The organism is Leptospira yanagawae serovar Saopaulo str. Sao Paulo = ATCC 700523 (genome assembly GCF_000332475.2).
Lineage (GTDB): Bacteria > Spirochaetota > Leptospiria > Leptospirales > Leptospiraceae > Leptospira_A > Leptospira_A yanagawae.
The window spans coordinates 162,622-182,813 of the sequence record NZ_AOGX02000024.1 but is presented as its reverse complement, the minus strand read 5'-3'; the positions used below and the strand labels follow the sequence as shown (position 1 = coordinate 182,813).

Annotated in this window: 18 protein-coding genes; 10 read left to right on the top strand and 8 right to left on the bottom strand. The window is 39.9% G+C overall.

Translation table 11 applies throughout. From position 1 onward, the window contains the following. Window positions 1–59: 59 nt before the first annotated feature. The 5 genes from LEP1GSC202_RS12470 to clpA are packed head-to-tail and all read left to right on the top strand — an operon-like array spanning window position 60 to window position 7,661. Window positions 60–701: a DedA family protein gene (locus tag LEP1GSC202_RS12470; protein ID WP_015678215.1), complete on the top strand. Its 642-nt coding sequence runs from the start codon at window positions 60–62 to the stop codon at window positions 699–701. Window positions 702–728: 27 nt separating this feature from the next. Continuing rightward, window positions 729–3,878: a SpoIIE family protein phosphatase gene (locus tag LEP1GSC202_RS12465; protein ID WP_015678304.1), complete on the top strand. Its 3,150-nt coding sequence runs from the start codon at window positions 729–731 to the stop codon at window positions 3,876–3,878. A gap of 15 nt (window positions 3,879–3,893) precedes the next feature. Next, window positions 3,894–5,057, top strand: coding sequence for a GNAT family N-acetyltransferase (locus tag LEP1GSC202_RS12460; protein WP_015678333.1), 1,164 nt, complete (start codon window positions 3,894–3,896; stop codon window positions 5,055–5,057). Continuing rightward, window positions 5,057–5,392 (top strand): ATP-dependent Clp protease adapter ClpS, encoded by a 336-nt coding sequence (gene clpS, locus LEP1GSC202_RS12455; protein WP_015678154.1) that lies wholly within the window; start codon window positions 5,057–5,059, stop codon window positions 5,390–5,392. Before LEP1GSC202_RS12460 ends, clpS begins: the two co-directional genes overlap by 1 nt. Before the next feature lies 1 nt (window position 5,393). Beyond that, entirely contained in the window at window positions 5,394–7,661 is a 2,268-nt protein-coding gene (clpA, locus tag LEP1GSC202_RS12450) for an ATP-dependent Clp protease ATP-binding subunit ClpA (RefSeq protein WP_015678041.1), read from the top strand. Between the two features lie 58 nt (window positions 7,662–7,719). Here clpA and LEP1GSC202_RS12445 read toward each other — a convergent pair whose 3' ends face one another. Both LEP1GSC202_RS12445 and LEP1GSC202_RS12440 read right to left on the bottom strand, forming a co-directional pair. After that, a complete protein-coding gene (locus LEP1GSC202_RS12445; protein WP_015678004.1) occupies window positions 7,720–8,271 on the bottom strand; it encodes a hypothetical protein in 552 nt (183 codons plus the stop codon). Then, window positions 8,268–8,726 (bottom strand): RidA family protein, encoded by a 459-nt coding sequence (locus LEP1GSC202_RS12440; RefSeq protein WP_039929036.1) that lies wholly within the window; start codon window positions 8,724–8,726, stop codon window positions 8,268–8,270. The genes LEP1GSC202_RS12445 and LEP1GSC202_RS12440 overlap by 4 nt, the downstream gene beginning before the upstream one ends. A gap of 153 nt (window positions 8,727–8,879) precedes the next feature. Between LEP1GSC202_RS12440 and LEP1GSC202_RS12435 the strand changes: the two genes are divergently transcribed. Together LEP1GSC202_RS12435 and LEP1GSC202_RS12430 are read left to right on the top strand one after the other, a co-directional pair. Then, window positions 8,880–9,323, top strand: coding sequence for an Hsp20/alpha crystallin family protein (locus LEP1GSC202_RS12435; RefSeq protein ID WP_015678281.1), 444 nt, complete (start codon window positions 8,880–8,882; stop codon window positions 9,321–9,323). Window positions 9,324–9,334: 11 nt separating this feature from the next. Continuing rightward, entirely contained in the window at window positions 9,335–9,736 is a 402-nt protein-coding gene (locus LEP1GSC202_RS12430; protein WP_015678083.1) for an Hsp20/alpha crystallin family protein, read from the top strand. Window positions 9,737–9,852: 116 nt separating this feature from the next. On the opposite strand, the gene hisC is transcribed toward LEP1GSC202_RS12430, so the two are convergent. From hisC to LEP1GSC202_RS12415, 3 genes are read right to left on the bottom strand one after another with little or no spacing between them, the layout of a single operon-like run. Then, entirely contained in the window at window positions 9,853–10,947 is a 1,095-nt protein-coding gene (gene hisC, locus LEP1GSC202_RS12425) for a histidinol-phosphate transaminase (RefSeq protein ID WP_015677999.1), read from the bottom strand. 3 nt (window positions 10,948–10,950) lie between these two features. Beyond that, window positions 10,951–12,468 (bottom strand): 2-isopropylmalate synthase, encoded by a 1,518-nt coding sequence (locus LEP1GSC202_RS12420; protein WP_015678021.1) that lies wholly within the window; start codon window positions 12,466–12,468, stop codon window positions 10,951–10,953. 17 nt (window positions 12,469–12,485) lie between these two features. Continuing rightward, complete coding sequence (locus LEP1GSC202_RS12415; protein WP_015678119.1) at window positions 12,486–13,877, bottom strand: hypothetical protein; 1,392 nt, start codon at window positions 13,875–13,877, stop codon at window positions 12,486–12,488. 6 nt (window positions 13,878–13,883) lie between these two features. Between LEP1GSC202_RS12415 and LEP1GSC202_RS12410 the strand changes: the two genes are divergently transcribed. Next, entirely contained in the window at window positions 13,884–14,252 is a 369-nt protein-coding gene (locus tag LEP1GSC202_RS12410; protein WP_135636108.1) for a VOC family protein, read from the top strand. Here LEP1GSC202_RS12410 and LEP1GSC202_RS12405 read toward each other — a convergent pair. Both LEP1GSC202_RS12405 and LEP1GSC202_RS12400 read right to left on the bottom strand, forming a co-directional pair. After that, the gene (locus LEP1GSC202_RS12405; protein WP_015678315.1) at window positions 14,237–15,001 is read right to left on the bottom strand and encodes a glycerophosphodiester phosphodiesterase; all 765 of its coding nucleotides are present in this window, start codon (window positions 14,999–15,001) and stop codon (window positions 14,237–14,239) included. The genes LEP1GSC202_RS12410 and LEP1GSC202_RS12405 overlap by 16 nt on opposite strands. 4 nt (window positions 15,002–15,005) lie before the next feature. Then, entirely contained in the window at window positions 15,006–15,716 is a 711-nt protein-coding gene (locus tag LEP1GSC202_RS12400; protein ID WP_015678286.1) for a queuosine precursor transporter, read from the bottom strand. 144 nt (window positions 15,717–15,860) lie between these two features. On the opposite strand from LEP1GSC202_RS12400, the gene LEP1GSC202_RS12395 reads away from it, so the two are divergent. Together LEP1GSC202_RS12395 and LEP1GSC202_RS12390 are read left to right on the top strand one after the other, a co-directional pair. After that, complete coding sequence (locus tag LEP1GSC202_RS12395) at window positions 15,861–17,447, top strand: glycosyl hydrolase family 18 protein (protein ID WP_015678371.1); 1,587 nt, start codon at window positions 15,861–15,863, stop codon at window positions 17,445–17,447. 1 nt (window position 17,448) lies between these two features. Continuing rightward, window positions 17,449–18,447, top strand: a complete 999-nt coding sequence (locus LEP1GSC202_RS12390) for an L-threonylcarbamoyladenylate synthase (protein WP_015678052.1) — start codon at window positions 17,449–17,451, stop codon at window positions 18,445–18,447. Window positions 18,448–18,545: 98 nt separating this feature from the next. On the opposite strand, the gene LEP1GSC202_RS12385 is transcribed toward LEP1GSC202_RS12390, so the two are convergent. Next, window positions 18,546–20,177 (bottom strand): S49 family peptidase, encoded by a 1,632-nt coding sequence (locus LEP1GSC202_RS12385; protein WP_039929035.1) that lies wholly within the window; start codon window positions 20,175–20,177, stop codon window positions 18,546–18,548. Between the last annotated feature and the right edge of the window lie 15 nt (window positions 20,178–20,192).

The window sequence follows — 20,192 nt, the reverse complement described above, 5'->3', positions numbered from 1 at the left end:
CTTCCATTCATTTTTTAAATTCTTAGTTGCTTAGCTGGAGAAAGGTATATTCTGTCTCTGTGTTGGATTCCATCCCATTTGAAACGATTCTGAATCGTATTTTGGAATTACCTCCGCTCGTACTTTGGGCGTTTTTTTGTTTTTCCAATTTTTTAGAGAATATTTTCCCTCCTTGGCCTGGGGATACGGTGACTGTTTTTTCTGGTTTTATCTCATCGAGTGAAAATTCACCACTTTCATTTTTCTCCGTTGTACTTGCGACCTATCTTGACAATCTCCTTGGAGCCCTTACCATGTATTATTTTGGGGAAAGGTTTTTACTTTTTTTGAAGCAAACCAAGATTCCCTTTTTGTCAAACTTATACCACGAAGAAAATCTACGCAAGACCTTGGGTTGGTTTCGTAAATTTGAAATTGTAGTGGTTTTGGTTTCAAGGTTTTCCGCTGGCATTCGGTTTTTTGTCTCGATTGTGGCGGGAATGTCCAAAATGAACATCATTAAATTTGTAGTTCTTTATTCCATTGCCATCTCGCTTTGGTGTGGAATACTTTTATCTGCTGGTTCTTTCGTTGGATCCAATTGGAACCAAATCATTGTTATATTATCTTACTACAATCGGACCATTGGAGTCATACTTCTCGTTGTATTTGGATACTTAATCTACCAAATCATAAAGAAACGAAATACGAAGTTGACATGATTTGGATATCTGTTAGGGTTTTCATCCATGGAATCTTGGGGAAAGATAGCGTTTGATTTTTATACTTTTGGATCTTTAGTAGGAGTGATTTTCACTTTTTACAATGCACAATTATTCTTAACAGTGAAAGAAAAGTCCGAAGCCACCTATAATTTAGGAATGGCTACACTATGGCTTGGACTTTTTCATTTTGGATACCTAATTAACTTTTCCTTTATGGGACCTGCGTCTGCTTATATGAGATGGTTTGTCATCATAGGCGCTATGGCTGGTTCAGTTTATCTCACTGGATTTTTCCTAAGTTACCCAGAAGTTTATTTTCCTAGGTTAAAGAAAATCATTTTTCGAATTTTAAGTGCAGTTGTAGTCTTTGTGACTGCCTATTTTGTTTTCATTAGCTTAAGTGCGGGGCGTTTGTTTTTTTTCAGTGGGCATTATTGGGATTTCCCACTTCCTGTTTTTTATAAAGCCTATGCCATTATTGTTTTAGTCTTTTTTGTTTCATTTACAGTTGTCGCTATCGTTCAGTTGTTTAAGATTCCCAAGGAATCAAAATTCACGATCATCAGTATTTTAATTTCCTTTGTTCTCATCACGATGATCCCTGGTTTTTTAAATGTACTTTCTAGGGATGGAGCAATTGGAAGGGGATTGTACCAAACCATCACGGATTTAATTTTGGTAGTTGGTTTGTTTGTTGCAAACGTTGTATACATCAATAATACAAAGGACAAAACAACAATCATCTCTAGGATCATTGGCATTTCCTTAGCTTCGTTTTTACTCATTTTACAACTCGTTGCTTATTCAGTAATCCAACAAACAGAATCCAATTATGACATGGTGCATACAGCTAGGGCAAAAAACTTCATTGCGGGTTTAGAAACAGACCAAGTTCCAAGTTTTCATTTTTCCTATGATACTAAGGAGAGAACCTTTACCCACCATTTAGGAAAAGAAGATACTAAAATTGAACCAAAGTCCTATGAAGCTGAGTTTTGGAATGTGTGGACATTGGAGATGATACTCTCTTTTGAAAATGACCCCAATTGGAAAACTAAAACGATCAATTTGGTGAATTCCTTACCGGCAACAAGCCGCGGTTATGCAAAAGAAATACTCAGGTTAACAACTGAAGTGAAAGTGGAGAGTCCAAAAGAATTAATCGCAAGTCTTGAATCTGAAAAAAGAAAAATTTTATACACACGAAATAAATTGAGGGAGATTCCTGTTCTTGGTTTCCAAGAAAAAGCATTGGGTCTTGTGAAAAAAGAAGAAGGGGCTTTGTCTGGTTTTTATGCGGAAGCACGGAGTGTATTAAATTCCAGTTTGTCTGAAGGAGAAAAATGGGAAACTTTGGAAAAACTTTTTTCGCCTATGCCGAATCATGGAGAACGAAATTATAGGGGGCAAGTTAAGTTTGAAACAAACCTACCTGAACATTCGTTTTTTGTCAGTTACCTAATTGTTGATAAAAAAAATGGAATTGTACATGAGATAGGTTATCCTTATGTAGACTACCGGGAATTCCAACACGAAGTCACGTTGCCTTGGATCATCGGTCTTTTGGCTTTAGCCATCCTTGTGATTTTTGGTTATCGTTTGTTTTTCCTAATTGCTCTCATTCGACCAATTGAACAGATCATTGAAGGACTCACGGAAGTAAATTCAGGTAATTTGGAACACCGCCTAACGGTAAATGTAGAAGATGATATTGGATTTATGGCTCGTTCCTTTAACCGAATGGTTCGCTCCATCCAAGCAGCAAGGAAAAAATTGCAACAGTATGCAGAACAATTAGAGGAAAAGGTTCAAGAACGAACAAAGGAATTGGAAAACACGTTAAAAGAAGTCCAATCTTTAAAACACCAACAGGACGGGGACTATTTTTTGACATCGTTGCTGTTACAACCATTTAATGTCAATCATGCGATGCATGAAAATGTACATGTTGATTTCTTATTAGAACAGAAGAAAAAATTTACCTTTAAACAATATGAAAAAGAAATTGGTGGAGATTTAAATATTGCAAACCAAATTGTATTAAACAACAGATCCTATACTGTGTTTTTAAATGCAGACGCTATGGGTAAATCGATGCAAGGGGCTGGCGGAGCACTCGTACTTGGATCAGTTTTTGAATCAATCATCACTAGGACACAGTTACTGAGTGAAGCAAGGAATACATATCCTGAACGTTGGATCAAAAATACCTTTTTGGAACTTCATAAAATTTTTGAAGGTTTTGATGGTTCCATGCTTGTGTCTTTGGTTCTCGGTGTCATCGACAATGAAACGGGTTTACTTTATTTCATCAATGCTGAACATCCATGGATTGTGTTGTATCGTGATGGAATTGCAAGTTTTATCGAAAACGAATTGATGTTTCGTAAGTTAGGAACTTCAGGTGTCCAAGGGAATTTGTACATCAAAACCTTCCAATTGGAAGCAGGTGATATTTTAATCGCAGGATCTGATGGTCGAGATGATTTACTCATTTCCCATACAGAAGATGGAAAACGTGTCATCAATGAAGACGAACGGTTATTTCTGAAGATGGTCGAAGCCGGTAAAGGAGAACTCGATTCCATTTATGATGAGATGTCTAAATTTGGGGCATTAACCGACGACTTGTCATTATTACGTGTTTCTTTCATTGAAGAAAAAGAAAAATATAAAATTGAAAAAGATAAACTAAGGGAAATCCAATCCTTACTTGCGAAAGCGAAGGAAGCAAGTGATTCGTCTGATTTACAGGAAGCGGTTACCTATTTAGAAAAAGCTCATTCGTTAGAAGAAAACATTCCAGAGATCAAAAAGAAATTCATTCAATTGTATTTGAAACTGAAAGACTATGGCAAAGCTAAAAAAATGGCAAAAGACTATAGTGCGCTTCGGCCTATGGATACAGAAATTATGTACATCACCGCTTTCTGTGCAAGGAAAGTCGCCGATATCAAAACCGCCATTGACTTTGGGGAACGGGTGAGGTTACGAGATCCAAACCATGTGAAAAACCTTATCAATTTAGGACAAACCTACTTGGCCGATAAAAATTATGCACGTGCTGAAAATATATTGAGTTCTGCCAGTGAGTTGGATCCTGAAAATCCAAGTTTGATACGCCTGATCGAACACATTCGTAAAAAACAAATCAAACAAGAAGAAACTCGTTAGAGTCTAAGGTTGTGAGTGGAACCCAATCGTAAAATAGAGATCTCCCATAGTTTTTTAGAGTGGGACCCAGAAGAGTGGAATCGTCTTGTCCCTTCTGATTCCCTTTTCCAAGAACATCAGTTTTTGGCTGGTCTCGAAGAAACAGGTTGTATCGCAAAATCGGATTGGGTTCCTGTCATCGTGACCGCAAAAAAAGATGATACTCTTGTTGGAATTTTACCTGCATATTTGCGTAAAGATTCCTACGGGGAATATATTTTTGATTTCCAATGGGCCAATGCATTCCATAGAGCAGGAATTCCGTATTACCCGAAACTGACAGTGGCTGTTCCCTTTACCCCCGTGACAGGTTCTCGTTTTCTATTTGACCCTAGTTTGACAAATCACGAAAAACATCTATTAGGTGAGAGTTTGCTCGCAAAATTAAAAGAATTTGGGGAAAAGGAAAATGTATCTTCTGTTCACATCCTTTTTTGTAAAGAAGAGGAACAACGTTTGAGTGAATCGAGTGGATTTGCTCCCAGACTTTCCCACCAATACCACTGGTTCAATAAAGGCTTTCAGAGTTTTGAAGACTTCCTCACCACATTGGTAAAAGAAAGACGAAAATCAATTCGCAGTGAAAGGAAAAAAATAGGGGAAACAGGACTAAGAATCCAAACACTCACGGGTGACCTCATCGAAGAGAAACACGCATCTATATTTTATGAGTTTTATCAGGACACCCATACTAAAAAATGGGGCCAAGCCTATCTCAATCGTCGGTTTTTCGAGCAGATGGTAGAGACATTCAAACACCGTTTGCTTTTGGTCCTGGCGTTGAAACCCAATGGAGATCCCCTTGGAGGAAGTTGGAATTTTTTCCGAGATGGATTTTTATTTGGTCGGTATTGGGGAGCCACAGAATACGTTCCCAATTTGCATTTTGAATGTTGTTATTACCGATTGATTGATTATGCAATTGAACATAAAATGGAAAGAGTGGAGGCAGGTGCCCAAGGGGAACATAAATTCCTTCGAGGTTATGAAACAGTGCCGATGTACAGTTCCCATTATATCTATCACGAACAAGGTAGGCATGTGATTACATCCTATCTTGAAAAAGAAATCCAAATGGAGAGAGAAAACATTGCAGCTTACAACTCACACTCTCCCATCAAATCTTTAAGGGAGGGCTAATGTCAGAAACAAAACGTAAATCATATACCGATTTTAATGTAGAACTTTTAGAAAAGGAAAAACAAAAAAAACAGGTAAAAAAACCAAACCGTTACCAAGTCATACTCATCAATGATGATTATACTCCCCAAGAGTTTGTTGTTTATGTACTTGCCATTGTATTTCGAAAATCAATGGAAGAATCTCGTCAAATTATGTGGAAAGCACACACAGAAGGTTCTGCTGTTTGTGGCGTGTATTCTTTAGACATCGCAAGAACCAAGGTGCAGGATGTACATCGTTTAGCCGATGAGGCGGGCCATCCATTACAATGCCAATTGGCGAAGGAAGAATGATATGAATTTTTCATCAGATTTAGAAAAAACTTTGGAGCTCGCACAAACAGAAGCTACTAAATTCCATCACGAATTTATCACTTTAGAACATTTGTTATATGGCCTAACTTTCAACGAGAAAACAAAAGATGTTTTAATCAATGTTGGTTGTGATTTGGAATTACTCCGCGAAGAACTTTTGGATTATTTTGAAGATGATTTATCATCCATTGCAGTCCCGAATTTAAAAGTCCAACCGAAGTATACAGTTGGGGTTCAATTTGTCATTCAGTTTGCTGCATTTCATGTTCAAAACTCAGGTAAAGAAGAAGTTGATGGAAATAACGTACTTGTTGCATTATTTCGAGAGGAAGACAGCCAAGCGTGTTACCTTCTAGCAAAACAGGATATCAAACGACTAGATGTCATCAAATACATCTCTCATGGAGTCAAAAAGGAAAAAGACGAATCTGACTTTGAATATTCTGAATCCACCGAAGAATTGGATGAGGAAAATGAAGATCGTTCTAAACAATCTGCATTAGAGAAATTTTGTGTAAACCTTACGGAAAAAGCAAAATTGGGAAAATTAGATCCTTGTATCGGAAGAGATACGGAAATCCAAAGAACGATCCATATCTTGTCTAGGCGTAGGAAAAATAACCCAATTTTTGTTGGGGAAGCAGGAGTCGGAAAAACTTCAATTGTGGAAGGCATTGCCGAACGAGTGGTCAAAGGAAAGGTTCCCAAAAGTTTGTTAGGACTTGAGATTTACTCTTTGGATATGGGTCTTGTGATGGCAGGAACTAAATTTCGAGGAGAGTTTGAAGAACGCCTAAAATCCATATTACAGGAATTAGTCGGTAAACCAGAAAAGGTTATTTTCATAGATGAGATCCATACCATCGTTGGTGCGGGAGCTGTGTCTGGTGGAAGTCTTGATGCTTCCAACTTAATGAAACCTGCACTTGCCAATGGAGAACTTAAGTGCATTGGAACGACAACCTACAAAGAATACAAATCCATATTTGAAAAAGACCATGCTCTTTCCAGGAGATTTCAAAAAATTGAAGTCACAGAGCCGAGTAGAGAGGACGCCATACAGATATTAAATGGTCTAAAGCCTAAATATGAATCCTTTCATGGTGTCACCTATAGCACAAAGGCAATTGAGGCCTGTGTCGATCTTTCGAGTTTGCATTTAAGGGATCGATTTTTGCCTGACAAAGCCATTGATCTAATGGACGAAGCAGGTGCGTTTGTTAAGTTAAGAGATGAAAACAAAGAGAAAGCGAAAAAATTTGTTGGGATTTTGGAAATTGAAACTCTTGTGGCAAAAATTGCGAAGATCCCAGAAAAAACAGTAAAGGCTGATGATAAAAAGAAATTAGAAACTTTGGATGCAGAGATTAAGTCCGTTGTTTTCGGCCAAAATCATGCCATTGACCAAATTGTGGATGCCATTCACTATTCTCGGTCTGGACTTGGCGATGAAGGGAAACCCATTGGCAGTTTTTTATTTGTGGGACCAACAGGTGTGGGAAAAACAGAAGTGGCAAAAACTCTCGCTGAAAAGATGGGAATTGAGTTTTTACGTTTCGATATGAGTGAATACATGGAGAAACATTCCGTTTCCCGTTTGATTGGTAGTCCTCCAGGTTATGTTGGATATGACCAAGGTGGACAACTCACAGACGCCATCGCAAAATCACCACATTGTGTTTTACTTTTTGATGAAATCGAAAAGGCACATGAAGACATTTACAATATCCTATTGCAAGTGATGGACCATGCTACCCTCACTGATAGTACAGGAAAAAAAGCCGATTTTAAAAATGTGATTTTAATCCTCACAACAAACACGGGAGCCCAGGAGAGTGCTAAACCTCTGCTTGGTTTTGATACGGATCGGTATGATGATCGCTCGTTAAAAGCAATTGAACGAACCTTCACACCTGAATTTAGAAATCGATTAACAGCTGTTATAGAATTTAATCCATTGTCAGTTGCCATTGTAAAACAAGTAGTGAAACGAATGTTTAAAACATTACAAGGGAAAGCAAAAGAAAAGGGAATCCAATTGGAGATTTCTGAAAAAGCGGTGAGGTATCTAGCGGAAACAGGTTATGACCGGTCAATGGGAGCAAGACCCATCCAAAGGATTATCAATTCGGAAATAGGAAAACCACTTTCAAAAAAGATTCTTTTCCACAAAGAAAAGGTTAAATCCTACTTGGTTGACACAATTGAAACGGATGGAAAAACCAAATTGGAAATACTTGAATTGTAATTTCGGTTTTCCCATTTTGATGATAAATGAATCGAATGAATTTTTTGAAAAGGGATGACTAAGGGTTTTGCAAAAAAACTTCGTCTTCTTTTTTAAAACTTAGGTATCCAAAAACAAATGAAAAACCCAAAGTAATAAGAAACAAATAATATGTGATTTGGGTTTCCACTTCTTTTGCATTCACAAAGTCATAATACGTACGTTTTGGATCTAAATACCCCGAAAGGACAATGATGAGGCAAATCATTTCTGTCGCAAAAAACCAAATCCTTGTCCAAGTGGATTTCCAAAATCCTAAAAAGAAAAAGTTGAGCAAACTAATCAGAATGAAAATGGAATTGAGTTTGGGGCTTAATGAAACAGATTCCTTTCCTTCAAAAAAACTAATTTCATAATGGAACCAAGGCAATACAGAAAATAATAACTGCAAAAACAAAAAGATAAAAAAGATTTTATCAAACAATAGTTTTGTATTCCAATACCGATATAAGGATAAAAATATCTTTTGGCCCAAATACCACCAAACTTTGATAAGATCAGGAATCAGTTTGATTGTTTCTTTACAAAATAAAAAAGTTTCTTGGATCAAATGGAAAAGGGAAACTGTCATTCTACTTCCACAGTCATATCTAATTCGACACAAGCATCTAAGGGGAGTGAACTGACTCCAATCGCAAACCTGGCATGTTTTCCCTTTTCTCCAAAAATTTGAACCACAAGTTCCGAAGCTCCATTGGCAACTAAATGCTGTTCTGTGAACGATTCATCGCAAGCTACATAGACTCCCAGTTTCACAACCGATATCACTTGGTCTAGAGAATTGATGTGTAAGAGGAGGGTGGCAAGTGCATTGAGAAGGCATTGTTTTGCTTCTGCTTGTGCTTCTGGGAGAGTGATGTTTTTTCCAACTTTCCCTGTTTTGGATAATTTTCCTGCCACTAGAGGCAATTGTCCTGAGGTAAAAATCAAGTTCCCGGAGCGTTTGGAAGGGATATAGGCCGCTAGGGCTTGGGGAACTGGAGGGATCTGGATCCCGAGTGCATTCAATTGTTCAGTGATGGCCATTGCCATCCAAACTATGGATTCCACCCCTTGGAGACAAAATTTTTTTTTCAAACAGGAAAAAAACCAATTTCGAATTGACAATTGGCAGTCAAAGATGTAGAGTGCTAATGAAAATAGCAGGCTACGAACAAGAGTGCCAAAAGGAGATTTTGCATGTTATTTCGAATTTTAGACCCACAAACGAAAGCAAACCAGTTTTGGAGAGACTTTGACCGTTTGAACGATGAGTTGACTCGATCCATCTTGGATGACCAATTCGGAAGTTCTTCGCATTTTCCTCCTGTGAATGTGTATACGAAAGAAGATGAAGCTCTCGTAACTTGCCTTTTGCCAGGAGTCGACACAGACCAAATTGATATCAATGTGAAAGACCATATCTTATCCATTCATGGTAAGAAAAAAATGGAAGAACTAGCAGAAGGAACAGAAGTTCATAGAAGGGAAATTTTCCACGGTGAATTCCATAGAAGATTAGAACTGCCATTCCGTGTGAACCAAGACCAAGTTTCAGCTAAGTATGTGAATGGAGTTTTGAACATCCACTTACCAAGAAGAGAAGAAGACAAACCGAAAAAAGTTTCCATCAGCTTAGGATAAGGAGAATCGATATGAATACATTAACTAAAGAAACCAAACAAGAATTAGATGGAAAAAAAGAAGTAACGGAAGTGAAACCACAAGTAAAAGTATATTCGCCAAATGTGGACGTATACGAAACGGAAAACTCGTTACTCTTCCGAGCGGAAATGCCTGGTGTGGATGAAACCTCAGTCGGAATCACCATAGAAAAAGACCAATTGCTTCTCGAAGGAAAGTTCCAAATCCCAACAGTGGAAAGAGGGCAGGTTCGATTGGCAGAATACAGGGAAGGGAATTACCTAAGAAGGTTTACAATCGGCAAAGCGGTAGATTCAGACAATGCCATAGCAAAAATCAAAAATGGAATTCTGGAACTAACCCTTCCGAAAATTGAACCGAAAAAAACAAAAATCGAAATTCGAAATTCTTAATTCTTGGTAAGAAAAGAGTGAGAAAATTGAAACGAAAGATGTTTTAAAATATATAATAACAGCTATGAACCTAAATCCAAAGGCCCAAGAGAACAATCGTTTTCTTGGGCTTTATTTTAGAGAAATGTTTGGATGGTTTGGAAGAGTGTATCGTTTTCCTCTTTTGTACCGATGGTAATCCGGATGTATTCCTTACAAATTCCATAAGAAAAATACCGAATGAGGATGTTTTTTTCCTTTAAAGATAGGTATAAATGTTCTGGAGACACTCCGGGTTTCGGTTTGCAAAATAAAAAATTCGTTGAGGAATTTGGAATCGTAAAGCCAAGAGATTCCAAATTGGATTTCAATCGGGACCTTTCTTGGACTACAAGATTTCGTTTTTCCTGAAAGTATTCCTTGTCAGCATAAGAAGTTACTGCAATCACTTGGTCGAGGATTCCAACATTGTATGAGTCTTTGAGTTTTCGCATCCAAGATATGGTTTCCAAAGATCCAACAATGTAACCCACTCGGAGTCCTGCAAGGGCATACGACTTAGAGAAGGTTCGGGAAACCAGAAGATTGGGATGGTCTTTGATCTGAGGAATCAAACTTGCATCGGACCCTGCAAAATCAATGTATGCTTCATCAGAAAGTACAAGGCCTGGGAAGGAACTTACAAGTGTTAGTAGATCGTCTTTTGGTTCCTCAATCCCTGTTGGCGCATTGGGATGAGCAAAACAAAGCAATTTCCCTTTGCGATTCTTTAAAGCTGCAAAATCAAAATGTAGATTTTCCAAAACAGGCACTGCTTCATACCTAGCTCCTACCATCATTTGTTCCGTAAGGACCGGATAGTAGGAATATGTGGGATCGGGTGCCACTACCACATCCCCTGGACCAACAAAGGTTTGGAATAACAATCGTAAGGCTTCGTCCGATCCATTGGTCACAAGGATTTGGTTTGGGTCTAAATCATAATCTTTGGCAACGAGTTCCTGTAATTGACGCGAATGGTAATTGGGATACTTACGAAGTAATCCTTTCTCTAGGACTTCCTCAACTGCCTGTCCTATTTTTGGGGAAGGGGGATACGGATTTTCATTCGTATTCAATTTGATGGTAGAAGTGGTGAGCCCTGGTTGTTCGCCAGGAGTGTAAGGTAAAAAGATTTTAAGTTCCTTACGGATGAAATGCTCAGGATTGAAGTTGTTTTTTTTTGGTTCCATACATCACAACCGGTTCAGTGCATTGATGTATGCTTTGGCACATGCCTCAATGATATCGGTAGAATCACCTTTTCCCACAACTCGCCTTTCCCCTTCTTCTAGCGTGACAGATGCCTCTGCCATTGCATCCGTTCCTTCTGTGACCGGTGAAATCACAAGCCGGGACAATAAGGGAGAAAGACCAGTCACCGAACTAATTGCTTTGAAGATACTATCAACAGGACCATCTCCTTTGGCTTCTCCCGTTTTAATTTCACCTTTGCTTTGTAAGCTGACTTTTGCAAATGGAGTTTTGTCAGAGCCAGTATTTTGTTCAAAGGATAAAAGTTTGTAGGTTTCATCGACTTGGGAACGGCTGATTTCGGATTGGAAGAGGGCAGCGATGTCTTCATCAAACACTTCCTTTTTTTTGTCTGCAATTTCCAAAAACCGATTGTATGCATTATCAATTTCTTCAGGTTTTGGATCAAATCCCATACGGATGATTCGATCTTTGAATCCAGCTCTTCCCGAGTGGCGACCAAGAACCATACGATTGGATTTTAATCCTACCGATTCTGGGGTCATGATTTCATAGGTTTGGCGATTTTTAATCACACCATCTTGGTGGATCCCTGATTCATGAGCGAAGGCATTGGCACCCACAATTGCTTTGTTAGGTTGTACAACCATTCCCGTAATGGTTTTTACCAAATGAGACCCACGTGTGATGAGGGTAGAATCAATCTTTGTTTCCACTCCAAAGGTATCTTTTCTTGTTTTAAGAGCCATCACCACTTCTTCCATGGCGGTATTCCCTGCTCGTTCCCCAATCCCGTTGATGGTACATTCAATTTGACGTCCACCGGCAAGTACTGTGGCAAGGGAATTGGCAACGGCAAGACCTAGGTCATTATGGCAATGGGCAGAAAAAATGACTTTGTCTGCACCCTTTACTTTTTCTTTTAAAAAACGAAAGAGATCCATGTATTCTTGAGGGGTAGTGTATCCAACGGTATCGGGAATATTGATGGTTGTCGCTCCTTCTTCGATGACGGCTTCAACTAACTCTCGTAAGAATTCCCATTCCGAACGAGTGGCATCTTCTGGTGAAAACTCTACATCAGGAACAAAGTCTTTTGCCATCCGAACCGCAATCCTTGCCATCTCGAGGACTTCTTTTGGCGACTTTCCCAACTTGTGTTTCATGTGGATGGGAGAGGAAGCAATGAAGGTATGGATGCGTTTGGATTTTGCGGGTTTAAGCGCATCTCTTGCTGCCTCTAAATCGGGCCTAAGGGCACGGGCTAAACCACAAATGGTGGGGCCTTCGATTTCACGGGCAATCCTTTCCACCGCTTTGAACTGAACGGGAGAGGATACAGGGAAACCTGCTTCAATGATGTCAACTCTCATCCGAGCGAGGTGGCCGGCAATTTCTACCTTTTCATCCTCACTCATTGCAGCACCAGGGCACTGCTCTCCGTCTCGTAAAGTGGTATCAAAAATCCGAACGTAATCTTCCATCTCCTTCCAGATCATAGTTTCCCCGAAGTCTGTCAAGGAGTATGGAAAGCACCTGTGATCCAGCGGTATGGTTTCCCTAGATTGTCGATCGGGATTGGTTCTTTTTTCCCTTCAGACCAAAAGCGAATGGGTTTTTCAAAGTCATAGGAAACTTCCTGTTTGGTTACTTTAAGGAAACTCTCTGCCACGGCTTGTCTTGGATTTGGGAATGAAGAAAGGAGTAGGATCCAAAGGGCAAATGAGGCAAAGATGAGAGAAATGGGAAACCGGTTGCAAACCGTTTGGAAAAACCAACTAAGTCCTAGGAAACAAAAAAACCAAATGGGGAACAAATAGCGGATGGGATACGGGTGAAGGTAGGTGAATCGTCCCACAATAATGAGTAATAGAAGAAGTACTGGAATCAAAGTTAGGAGTAAAATCCGAATGCGAAACGGAAATTTGGAAACCGTGAAAAGGCAAAACGAAATCAAAAGAAGTAAGGATCCATTTTGGTAAAAGAGGTGTTTGGATCCATCGAAAAGATAGGTATATGACAAAAACAAAATTCGATCCACTGATTTATCGGAAATGGATTTCAATAAAATCCCAAAACTATTGGGAATCTGGAGTGTTTGTTTGATTCCGTAAAAACTGAGTTCATTCAACAAAAGAAAAATAAGGATGAGAAAATTGAGTTTCCATCCAGGAAGTTTCGGAAGCCGATTCCCGTTTTTCTTACGGATTTCAAAGTGGTAAATGGTCATAAAACAAAGAAAACCAATGCAAAAGGAATACCTGTCGGAAAGGTACAGTAGGCTAAACCCAATCCAATAGAGAAACAACCGAAGGATCAGATTTCGTTTGTTACCATGTTCACCCCAGTTTTGTTTTCTAAGATTGAATCCAAGAACACTCACAAGGAAGAAACTAAAAAAGAATCCTGTACTGTGGTGAGCATTAGTAAAAAAATACACAAAGGGCAAAGGGTTGTCCTTCAGGACAACACCCAAAAAAGAAAAAATAATGATGAGGGTTTGGAAATAAAACAAAAACAATAAGGATTGGGATTTTGATAAGAATTCGTTTAACACCCAGTAGATGCCAAGCGTAACAAAACCCATTTGGACCACTCCATACATCGTTGGTAAATACAAAAAAGGAACAAAACAATACAAAACCGACATGAGTACAAGGTCTGGGAAAAAATAAGGAGAAGGTGGAAAATACCAGTGAGTTATGCCTTTTCCAGTGAATGCATCTAAAATCACCAAAGGGCTATAGAGTTGGTCTGCGGAATGTAAAATTCGGAAGTAAATCGTTTCGCATAACAAAAAGTTGGTGATACTTGTTAGGGTAAGAAAGACCAACATTGGAAACTTTGGGTGTTTTTCTAAACTGAATCGTTTTGCAAAAAAATTTGATTGGAAAAATCTGTCTAACATCACAAGATGAAACCTATGTTGGAACGAAATCCCAATGGGGAAAGATCACTTTCTTTTTACTCCGTCAATTTGGAAGGAGGGGAAAATTGTTCCGAACCACTTCACTTCTACCAATCCATTGTAGGGGGTGAAGTTCTGAAAGAAAGTTTTGGCCATGCAGAACTCCTAGTCTTTGGAACCTTACGGATGGTATTTTCAAAACAAACGGAAGGATGCCCTGTGCGGCCCGGAACCATCACGTTGGAATGGGAAAAAGGAAAAGAAAACGACCCCAAACTGCAAAAATTCAAAATCCTCCAATCGCACCCAACAAAAGCCTATTCCCTCTATGAAGACCCTTGGGGGAACTGGGTATGGGTTTATTTTTCCAAATAATGAAGGAGCCTGTCTGGGTAGTCGGTGATGAGTCCAGAAACTCCAACTTCCAATAATGACTTCCATTCCTCTTCCGTATTGGGAGTGTATGGAATCACAAGTAAACCCTCCGATTGGCACTTTGCTACAAACTCTTTTGTACAGAGTGAGTAATGAGGTAAAATCAAATCGGGTTCATATTGCATGTAACCTTCGTTTAGCGTATCTCCTTTTTCGATGAGTAGCCCCCGAAGTACTTCTGATTCTTCCTTTCGAACAAGGTCCACAAGGTCCCAATCAAAACTACTCACCCAAATCCGGTTTTGTAATTTGTATTTCCGAATGAGTTTGACAACGGCTTTGGCTAGTGATTCCCTCTCTTTGGTTTTTCCTTCACTTTTGAGTTCAATGTCAAACACTGTGGTTTCGGGAAGGGTTTGCACCACTTGCGATAGAGTGGGAATCTGTTCCCCTTCAAATGCCTCACCAAAAAAACTACCTGCATCGAGTTCGGCTAATTTCCGATAGGTGAAATCAGATACCTTCCCCTTCCCATCGGTCGTTCTATCAACTGTAAAGTCATGGATCACAACAAGATCTCCTGAACCGCATAACATGGTATCAAGTTCAAAGTAATGGGTGGATTCCGATCCCACAAGAAAGGACACAAGTGTGTTTTCTGGGGCAAGGCCTCTTGCGCCTCGGTGCCCAATGTTTGCGGGAATTTTTCCGAGAAGAGTTTGTAACCTTTCAGTCCTTGGTTTCCACATGGGTTTACCCTGGTTGGATGGTGGATTCATATCCTTCTTCTTCCATCGCCTGTTTGAACATCTGTTGTTTTAACGTTTCACCTAAGTAACGATCGATGTAGATATGGATTGCATAGAGAAGTGGGGTAATGAGAATCGCAACTCCCATTTTGTATAAAAAATTGGTACTCGCGATAGAGACAAGTTTTGGAACTGGGTGGTATTTTCCAAGGGCAATGAAGATCACCACAAAGGAATCAATCAGCTGGGAGATGACAGTGGAACCTGTGGCACGTAACCAGATATGTTTTCCTTTCGTTTTTTTTCGTAGGAAATGGAAGGTATGTAGGTCAATCATCTGCCAAATCACATACGCGATGATGGAACCAAGGATCACTAGGCCTGAATTGGCGAAAACCCTTTCGAAAGAGGCGTCATCAATGGGAGAATCAGGGCTTGCCGGAATTTGGATGTCGATGACAATGAGGAGGTAAGCAAATCCAATCATCACCATTCCAAGAAAGGTTGTGGCGCGGACCACTTTCCTTCCAAAGTATTCGTTGAGTAAATCAGTGATGATAAAGGTAACTGGGAAAGGGATGACCCCCATGGTCATGGTAAATCCGAAGGCAAAAAATAATTTACTACCAGTGAGTTCCGCAAGCAGTAAAAACGTTAGGAAAAAACTGAGTAGGACTGTATACAGGATCACAGGTTTTTGTTTTAAAGCATTCATGGATTTCTTTTCCTCCCATTCCAATTTTCACTAGGAGAGAATCCCTCCTAAAAAATCATGGGTAACAGATAGATAGGGTGGGATTTGATTATTCTCTACTCTTTTTTTCTCACAAGTTCGATAATCAATCTAGAAGAAACGTATATGTCTGAATCACAATCCCCTAATCCACCAAAACGCCCACTTTCGAACGTGGCGAAGTATTCGTTATTATTTGCCTCTTGGTTCTTTTTATCCGCTATTTCGTTTTATTTGGGAATGAATCTCATGCAAAATTCGGGATCCACTTTGGTGTTAAAAGACCTCCCAAAAACAGGAAATACAAACCCAAGTGTTGTGGAAGCATCCACTCCATCGCTTGGAACTCCATCTGAGATGGAGACTTCGGACCAAACGCAATCGAAACCAACAACGTCTGTCGAAGAAGAAGCAATAGAAACCCCAAACTTTTTACCAGATGAGAATGTGAGTTTCCGGTCTTCCGCATGGTCAACCGATTGGACGGCGATGAAAAAGACAGTCCATTTGTACAATGAAATCCATCCGTTTATCTATACGATGAAAGGTGGACTTTCAAATAATGGGGAACTCATTTCGAGTTGGTCTTCCACATCCAGAAAGGAGCGAGTCCAAGAACTCCGTGCCCTCAACCCAAAAGTGAAAATCATCCCTACGATCTTTCGTTGGGAAAATCCAAAAGAAAAGATCCAAGAAAACATTGGAATGGGTGGGAGAAATGATATCCGTGACCACCACATCCAGGTGATTGTAAACGAAATCATGACCTATGGGTATGATGGGATTGACATCGATTACGAAGGGATGTCTTGCGATAAAAAAGAAAAGTTTGAGGAATTTTTTGCACTACTTGCCAAAGAAGTGCATAAAAAAGGAAAACTCATTTCTGTTGCCGTCCATCCAAAAACCCCAGCAGAGAAATCAAAAAAGAAAGAATTGCAATGCCGTGGCCTTTCGAAACCCATCCAATTGGATTTTCGTGAAAATTGGAGAGGGCCAACCACTCATGATTATGAATTCCTCGCCAAACATGCTGACCGTGTGAAAATCATGGCCTATGAACTCCACCCAAGGAAATACCACAACCCAGGACCTGGTCCACAAGCACCAAATGTTTGGTTAAAGGATATTATCACCTATGCCAAAAAAAGAGTTCCCACACAAAAACTCTACATGGCGATTCCGACCTATGGTTATGACTGGGCTCTTAATTGTAAGGCTTCGGCTAAAGCCATTTACCATTCCGATGCACAAAGGATCAAAGCAGGCACTCATAAAAATCGCCAGCCCACCGATATCAACCGCATCTTAAATGAAGAGAACAAGGTAGCAAATTGGAAAAATCTTTCTAAGTTTTCCGACATCCATAAAAACCGAGCATACGAAGACCCTTCTTTATGGTACACCAGTGGTGGTTGTGACCGTGTTGCGTTTTATATGAACAGACGTGCCTTTGAAGAGAAAATGAACCTTTTACGAAAATATGACTTGGGTGGTTTTTCTTTTTGGCAACTTGTCACAGACAATGACCCTGAAATCAATGTTTACCTCAGTAAACTTGTCCAAGGGAAAATTCCTCCCGTAGAAAAAGCAAAAGAGGAAGAAGAACCAAAAGAAGAAACAACGATTCAAAATTTAGAATCAAAAGAAACGCTGAAAGTTTCTCTTTCGAAATCAAAACAAAAATCCAATTCAAAAACCAAACAGTTCTAATATGAAAACCCTGATCTCTTCGGATGTTCGTTTGCTTGCGGACCTCATCCGAAAAGGTGGGGTGGTTGTATTTCCGACAGAAACTGTATATGGGATTGGAGCTTCGAGTACAAACGAAGAGGCTTGCAAACGAATTTACCAAATCAAAGGTAGACCAAGTGATAACCCCCTTATCGCACATTTTGATTCCATTGAGTCCATTGAAAAAGTTTGTGTCGTAAATGATTTAGCCAAACGATTGTTACAGGAGTTCTCTCCTGGTCCTTTGACCTTAGTCCTCCCAAAACTGGATGGATCTATCTTTCCAAAAGAGATCAGTACACTTGCAGTTCGTATCCCCAAAAACCCAATTTTGCGACAGTGGATTGAAGCTTGCGGTAGTCCCATTTCTGCCCCATCTGCCAATCTCTCGGGAAGGCCATCACTTACTCGCATGACAGATGTTGTGCGATATTTCGATGGAATTGTAGATGGGATCTTTCTTGCTCTGGAACCAAGTATTGGAATTGAATCAACGGTTGTGGGAATGCACCTAGACCCACCGGTTCTACTTCGTCCAGGCTCCATTGAATCAAAGGATTTACGTCAGTTTTTACCCAATTTAATGGTTCCTGATTCGTTTCAGGTAAAGGGAGAAGCCATTCCTGAAAGTCCTGGGATGAAGTACAAACACTATGCTCCTAAGGCCAAGGTAATCCTTTGCCAACCTGCGGAATTTCAATCTCGATTCCAAAAGGAAAGGGACCTTTCCAATCATGCTTGGATTGGATTTTCATTCCCTGGAATGGACTTGGGAAAGGATGGATGGGAATCAGGTTTGGATCATTCAGAACGAATCAAACCTGTATCTTCCAATCAGGAGTATAGTTCTATATTGTATGCTTTTTTTGAGCAATGTGACGTAAAGGGAATCGATACAATTTACTGCGAGGAACCGGCCTTAGGCGAAGGGAGGGAAGCACTTCTCAACCGATTGGAAAAGGCTTCCGAATCCAAATGAACGAAAGTTCCATCCGATAACTCTTACGTTAGCTCGGAGAATCGGAAGGCAAAAAACCCTCCGCATTGTCTCACATCACTCGTTCCCTTTCCAATCCACTACCTATTTTTCCATCGCAGTTTGGTATGGGAGAGGAGGGATACTTCCCCTAAGGATTCCAATAATTGTAATTCCGATAAAAGTCCACCGAGGAGGGGAATTTTATTTTTGAGATTGTAGGATGGGAGTTCTTCTGTTAAGTAAATGGCTTTTCCACCTAATTTCTCTTTGACGAAGCTTATGGCATCGAGAAGTCCACCAAGAGAATCGACAATTTGATTCTCTGTTGTTGGGAGATAAACGCGTCCCATCCCAATTTTGGGAAGTTCTGATAAAGGGATATTTCGGCCTTCGGACACTCGTTTGTAAAACAATGCCTCAATCTTTTTGATTTGGGATTCTAGATACTTGACACTTTGTTTGGAGAGGGGTTGGAACTCGGAATGGATGTCCCGAAAGGGATAAAAACCGACTGCTTCTTTATTCAAATGGAATTTTTTATAAAGTTTTTGTAAGTTTGCGCGGATGCTGACAGCTCCAATTGAACCTGTGATGCAAACAGGGGAGGCAGTGATATAGTCTGCCGCAGTGGCAATGTAATACCCACCACTGGCGACCGTGTCTTTAAAATAAGCTGTGACCAATTTTGATTTTTTTAATTCTAAAATTTCTTGGTGGATTTGTTCCGAATAAAAAGCAGAGCCACCTGGGGAAGAAATTTCAAGGATCACCGCTTTGATTTTTTTATCTTCACCTAATGCCTTTAATGTGGGAATGAGGGAGAAGGCTTCTATTTTCCCGTTTTCTCTGTTTTTATGGAGGTAATCCCCACCCGTAATCCCACCATCGATGGGAAGGATGACCACTTCTTGTTTGCGTTTGGGAAATAGGGAAAATTCCTTACTGGTTTGGTAAAGTGTTGGGTAAGACGGCGAAAATAGTTTTCGATCAGAGGAAAAAAATTCCGTTTCTGTTTTGATGCCATGTACCACACCTGCAGTTAGCAATTCCTCAGCAGATAACATGGGTTTGTAAAAAACTGGTTCTAGGTTTTGATTCCCATTGGTAAGTGCAGAAAGGATCACGTTGCGAAGGTCAATCACGAGTGATTCTAAATTTTTTCTCGCTTCTCTTGAGAATTCCCCACGGGTGAAACTTTCAGCGAATGATTTGTATGGGCCAGAAGCAAAGGCTTGTACTTCAATCCCCCAAGTTTTTAAGAACTTACCAAAAAACATAGGTTCGGCGCTCGGGAGTAAAACCATAAATTCTGATTCTGGAGCAAGGTAGGTTTCACTGGCAGCCGTGAGTAAGAGTAAACTTCCGAGTCCCCCTTCTTTGGCAAACATGCGAATGGTTTTCCCTGATTCTCGTATTGCTATTAGCTCGTTTCTGATTTCATAAAATTCCGATAGCGTCCATTCTAAGGGAGGTAAACTGATATCGACAGTTTTGATTTTGGGATTTTTCTCAATGGTTTTGAGTAAAACAAGGAGTTCCAGTCGAGTGATCGTTTCTTCTTTGCCTTGGAGTTTTTTGACGAAAAAGGATTTGTATGAATCTTCAAAGACAGGTGGCATTTCCAATTCGTATGTCTCTTTCCCTCGTTGGAGAAAGAGGCTTAGACGTAGGTAAATCAGGTACAAAACTCGAAACGGCAAAAAAAGAAGGAAAAAAAGAATTCGAAACACGGTGAGTCCTCTTCC

Bases quoted from the DNA above. Each gene is read 5' to 3' on its own strand.
- LEP1GSC202_RS12440 (WP_039929036.1), bottom strand. From the start codon at position 8,726: ATGGCCATCACTGAACAATTGAATGCACTCGGGATCCAGATCCCTCCA.
- LEP1GSC202_RS12405 (WP_015678315.1), bottom strand. From the start codon at position 15,001: ATGTGGAAACCAAGGACTGAAAGGTTACAAACTCTTCTCGGAAAAATT.
- LEP1GSC202_RS12390 (WP_015678052.1), top strand. From the start codon at position 17,449: ATGAAAACCCTGATCTCTTCGGATGTTCGTTTGCTTGCGGACCTCATC.
- LEP1GSC202_RS12410 (WP_135636108.1), top strand. From the start codon at position 13,884: ATGAAACCTATGTTGGAACGAAATCCCAATGGGGAAAGATCACTTTCT.
- LEP1GSC202_RS12400 (WP_015678286.1), bottom strand. From the start codon at position 15,716: ATGAATGCTTTAAAACAAAAACCTGTGATCCTGTATACAGTCCTACTC.
- hisC (WP_015677999.1), bottom strand. From the start codon at position 10,947: ATGGAACCAAAAAAAAACAACTTCAATCCTGAGCATTTCATCCGTAAG.
- LEP1GSC202_RS12395 (WP_015678371.1), top strand. From the start codon at position 15,861: ATGTCTGAATCACAATCCCCTAATCCACCAAAACGCCCACTTTCGAAC.
- clpA (WP_015678041.1), top strand. From the start codon at position 5,394: ATGAATTTTTCATCAGATTTAGAAAAAACTTTGGAGCTCGCACAAACA.
- clpS (WP_015678154.1), top strand. From the start codon at position 5,057: ATGTCAGAAACAAAACGTAAATCATATACCGATTTTAATGTAGAACTT.
- LEP1GSC202_RS12420 (WP_015678021.1), bottom strand. From the start codon at position 12,468: ATGATCTGGAAGGAGATGGAAGATTACGTTCGGATTTTTGATACCACT.
- LEP1GSC202_RS12445 (WP_015678004.1), bottom strand. From the start codon at position 8,271: ATGACAGTTTCCCTTTTCCATTTGATCCAAGAAACTTTTTTATTTTGT.
- LEP1GSC202_RS12415 (WP_015678119.1), bottom strand. From the start codon at position 13,877: ATGTTAGACAGATTTTTCCAATCAAATTTTTTTGCAAAACGATTCAGT.
- LEP1GSC202_RS12435 (WP_015678281.1), top strand. From the start codon at position 8,880: ATGTTATTTCGAATTTTAGACCCACAAACGAAAGCAAACCAGTTTTGG.
- LEP1GSC202_RS12465 (WP_015678304.1), top strand. From the start codon at position 729: ATGGAATCTTGGGGAAAGATAGCGTTTGATTTTTATACTTTTGGATCT.
- LEP1GSC202_RS12430 (WP_015678083.1), top strand. From the start codon at position 9,335: ATGAATACATTAACTAAAGAAACCAAACAAGAATTAGATGGAAAAAAA.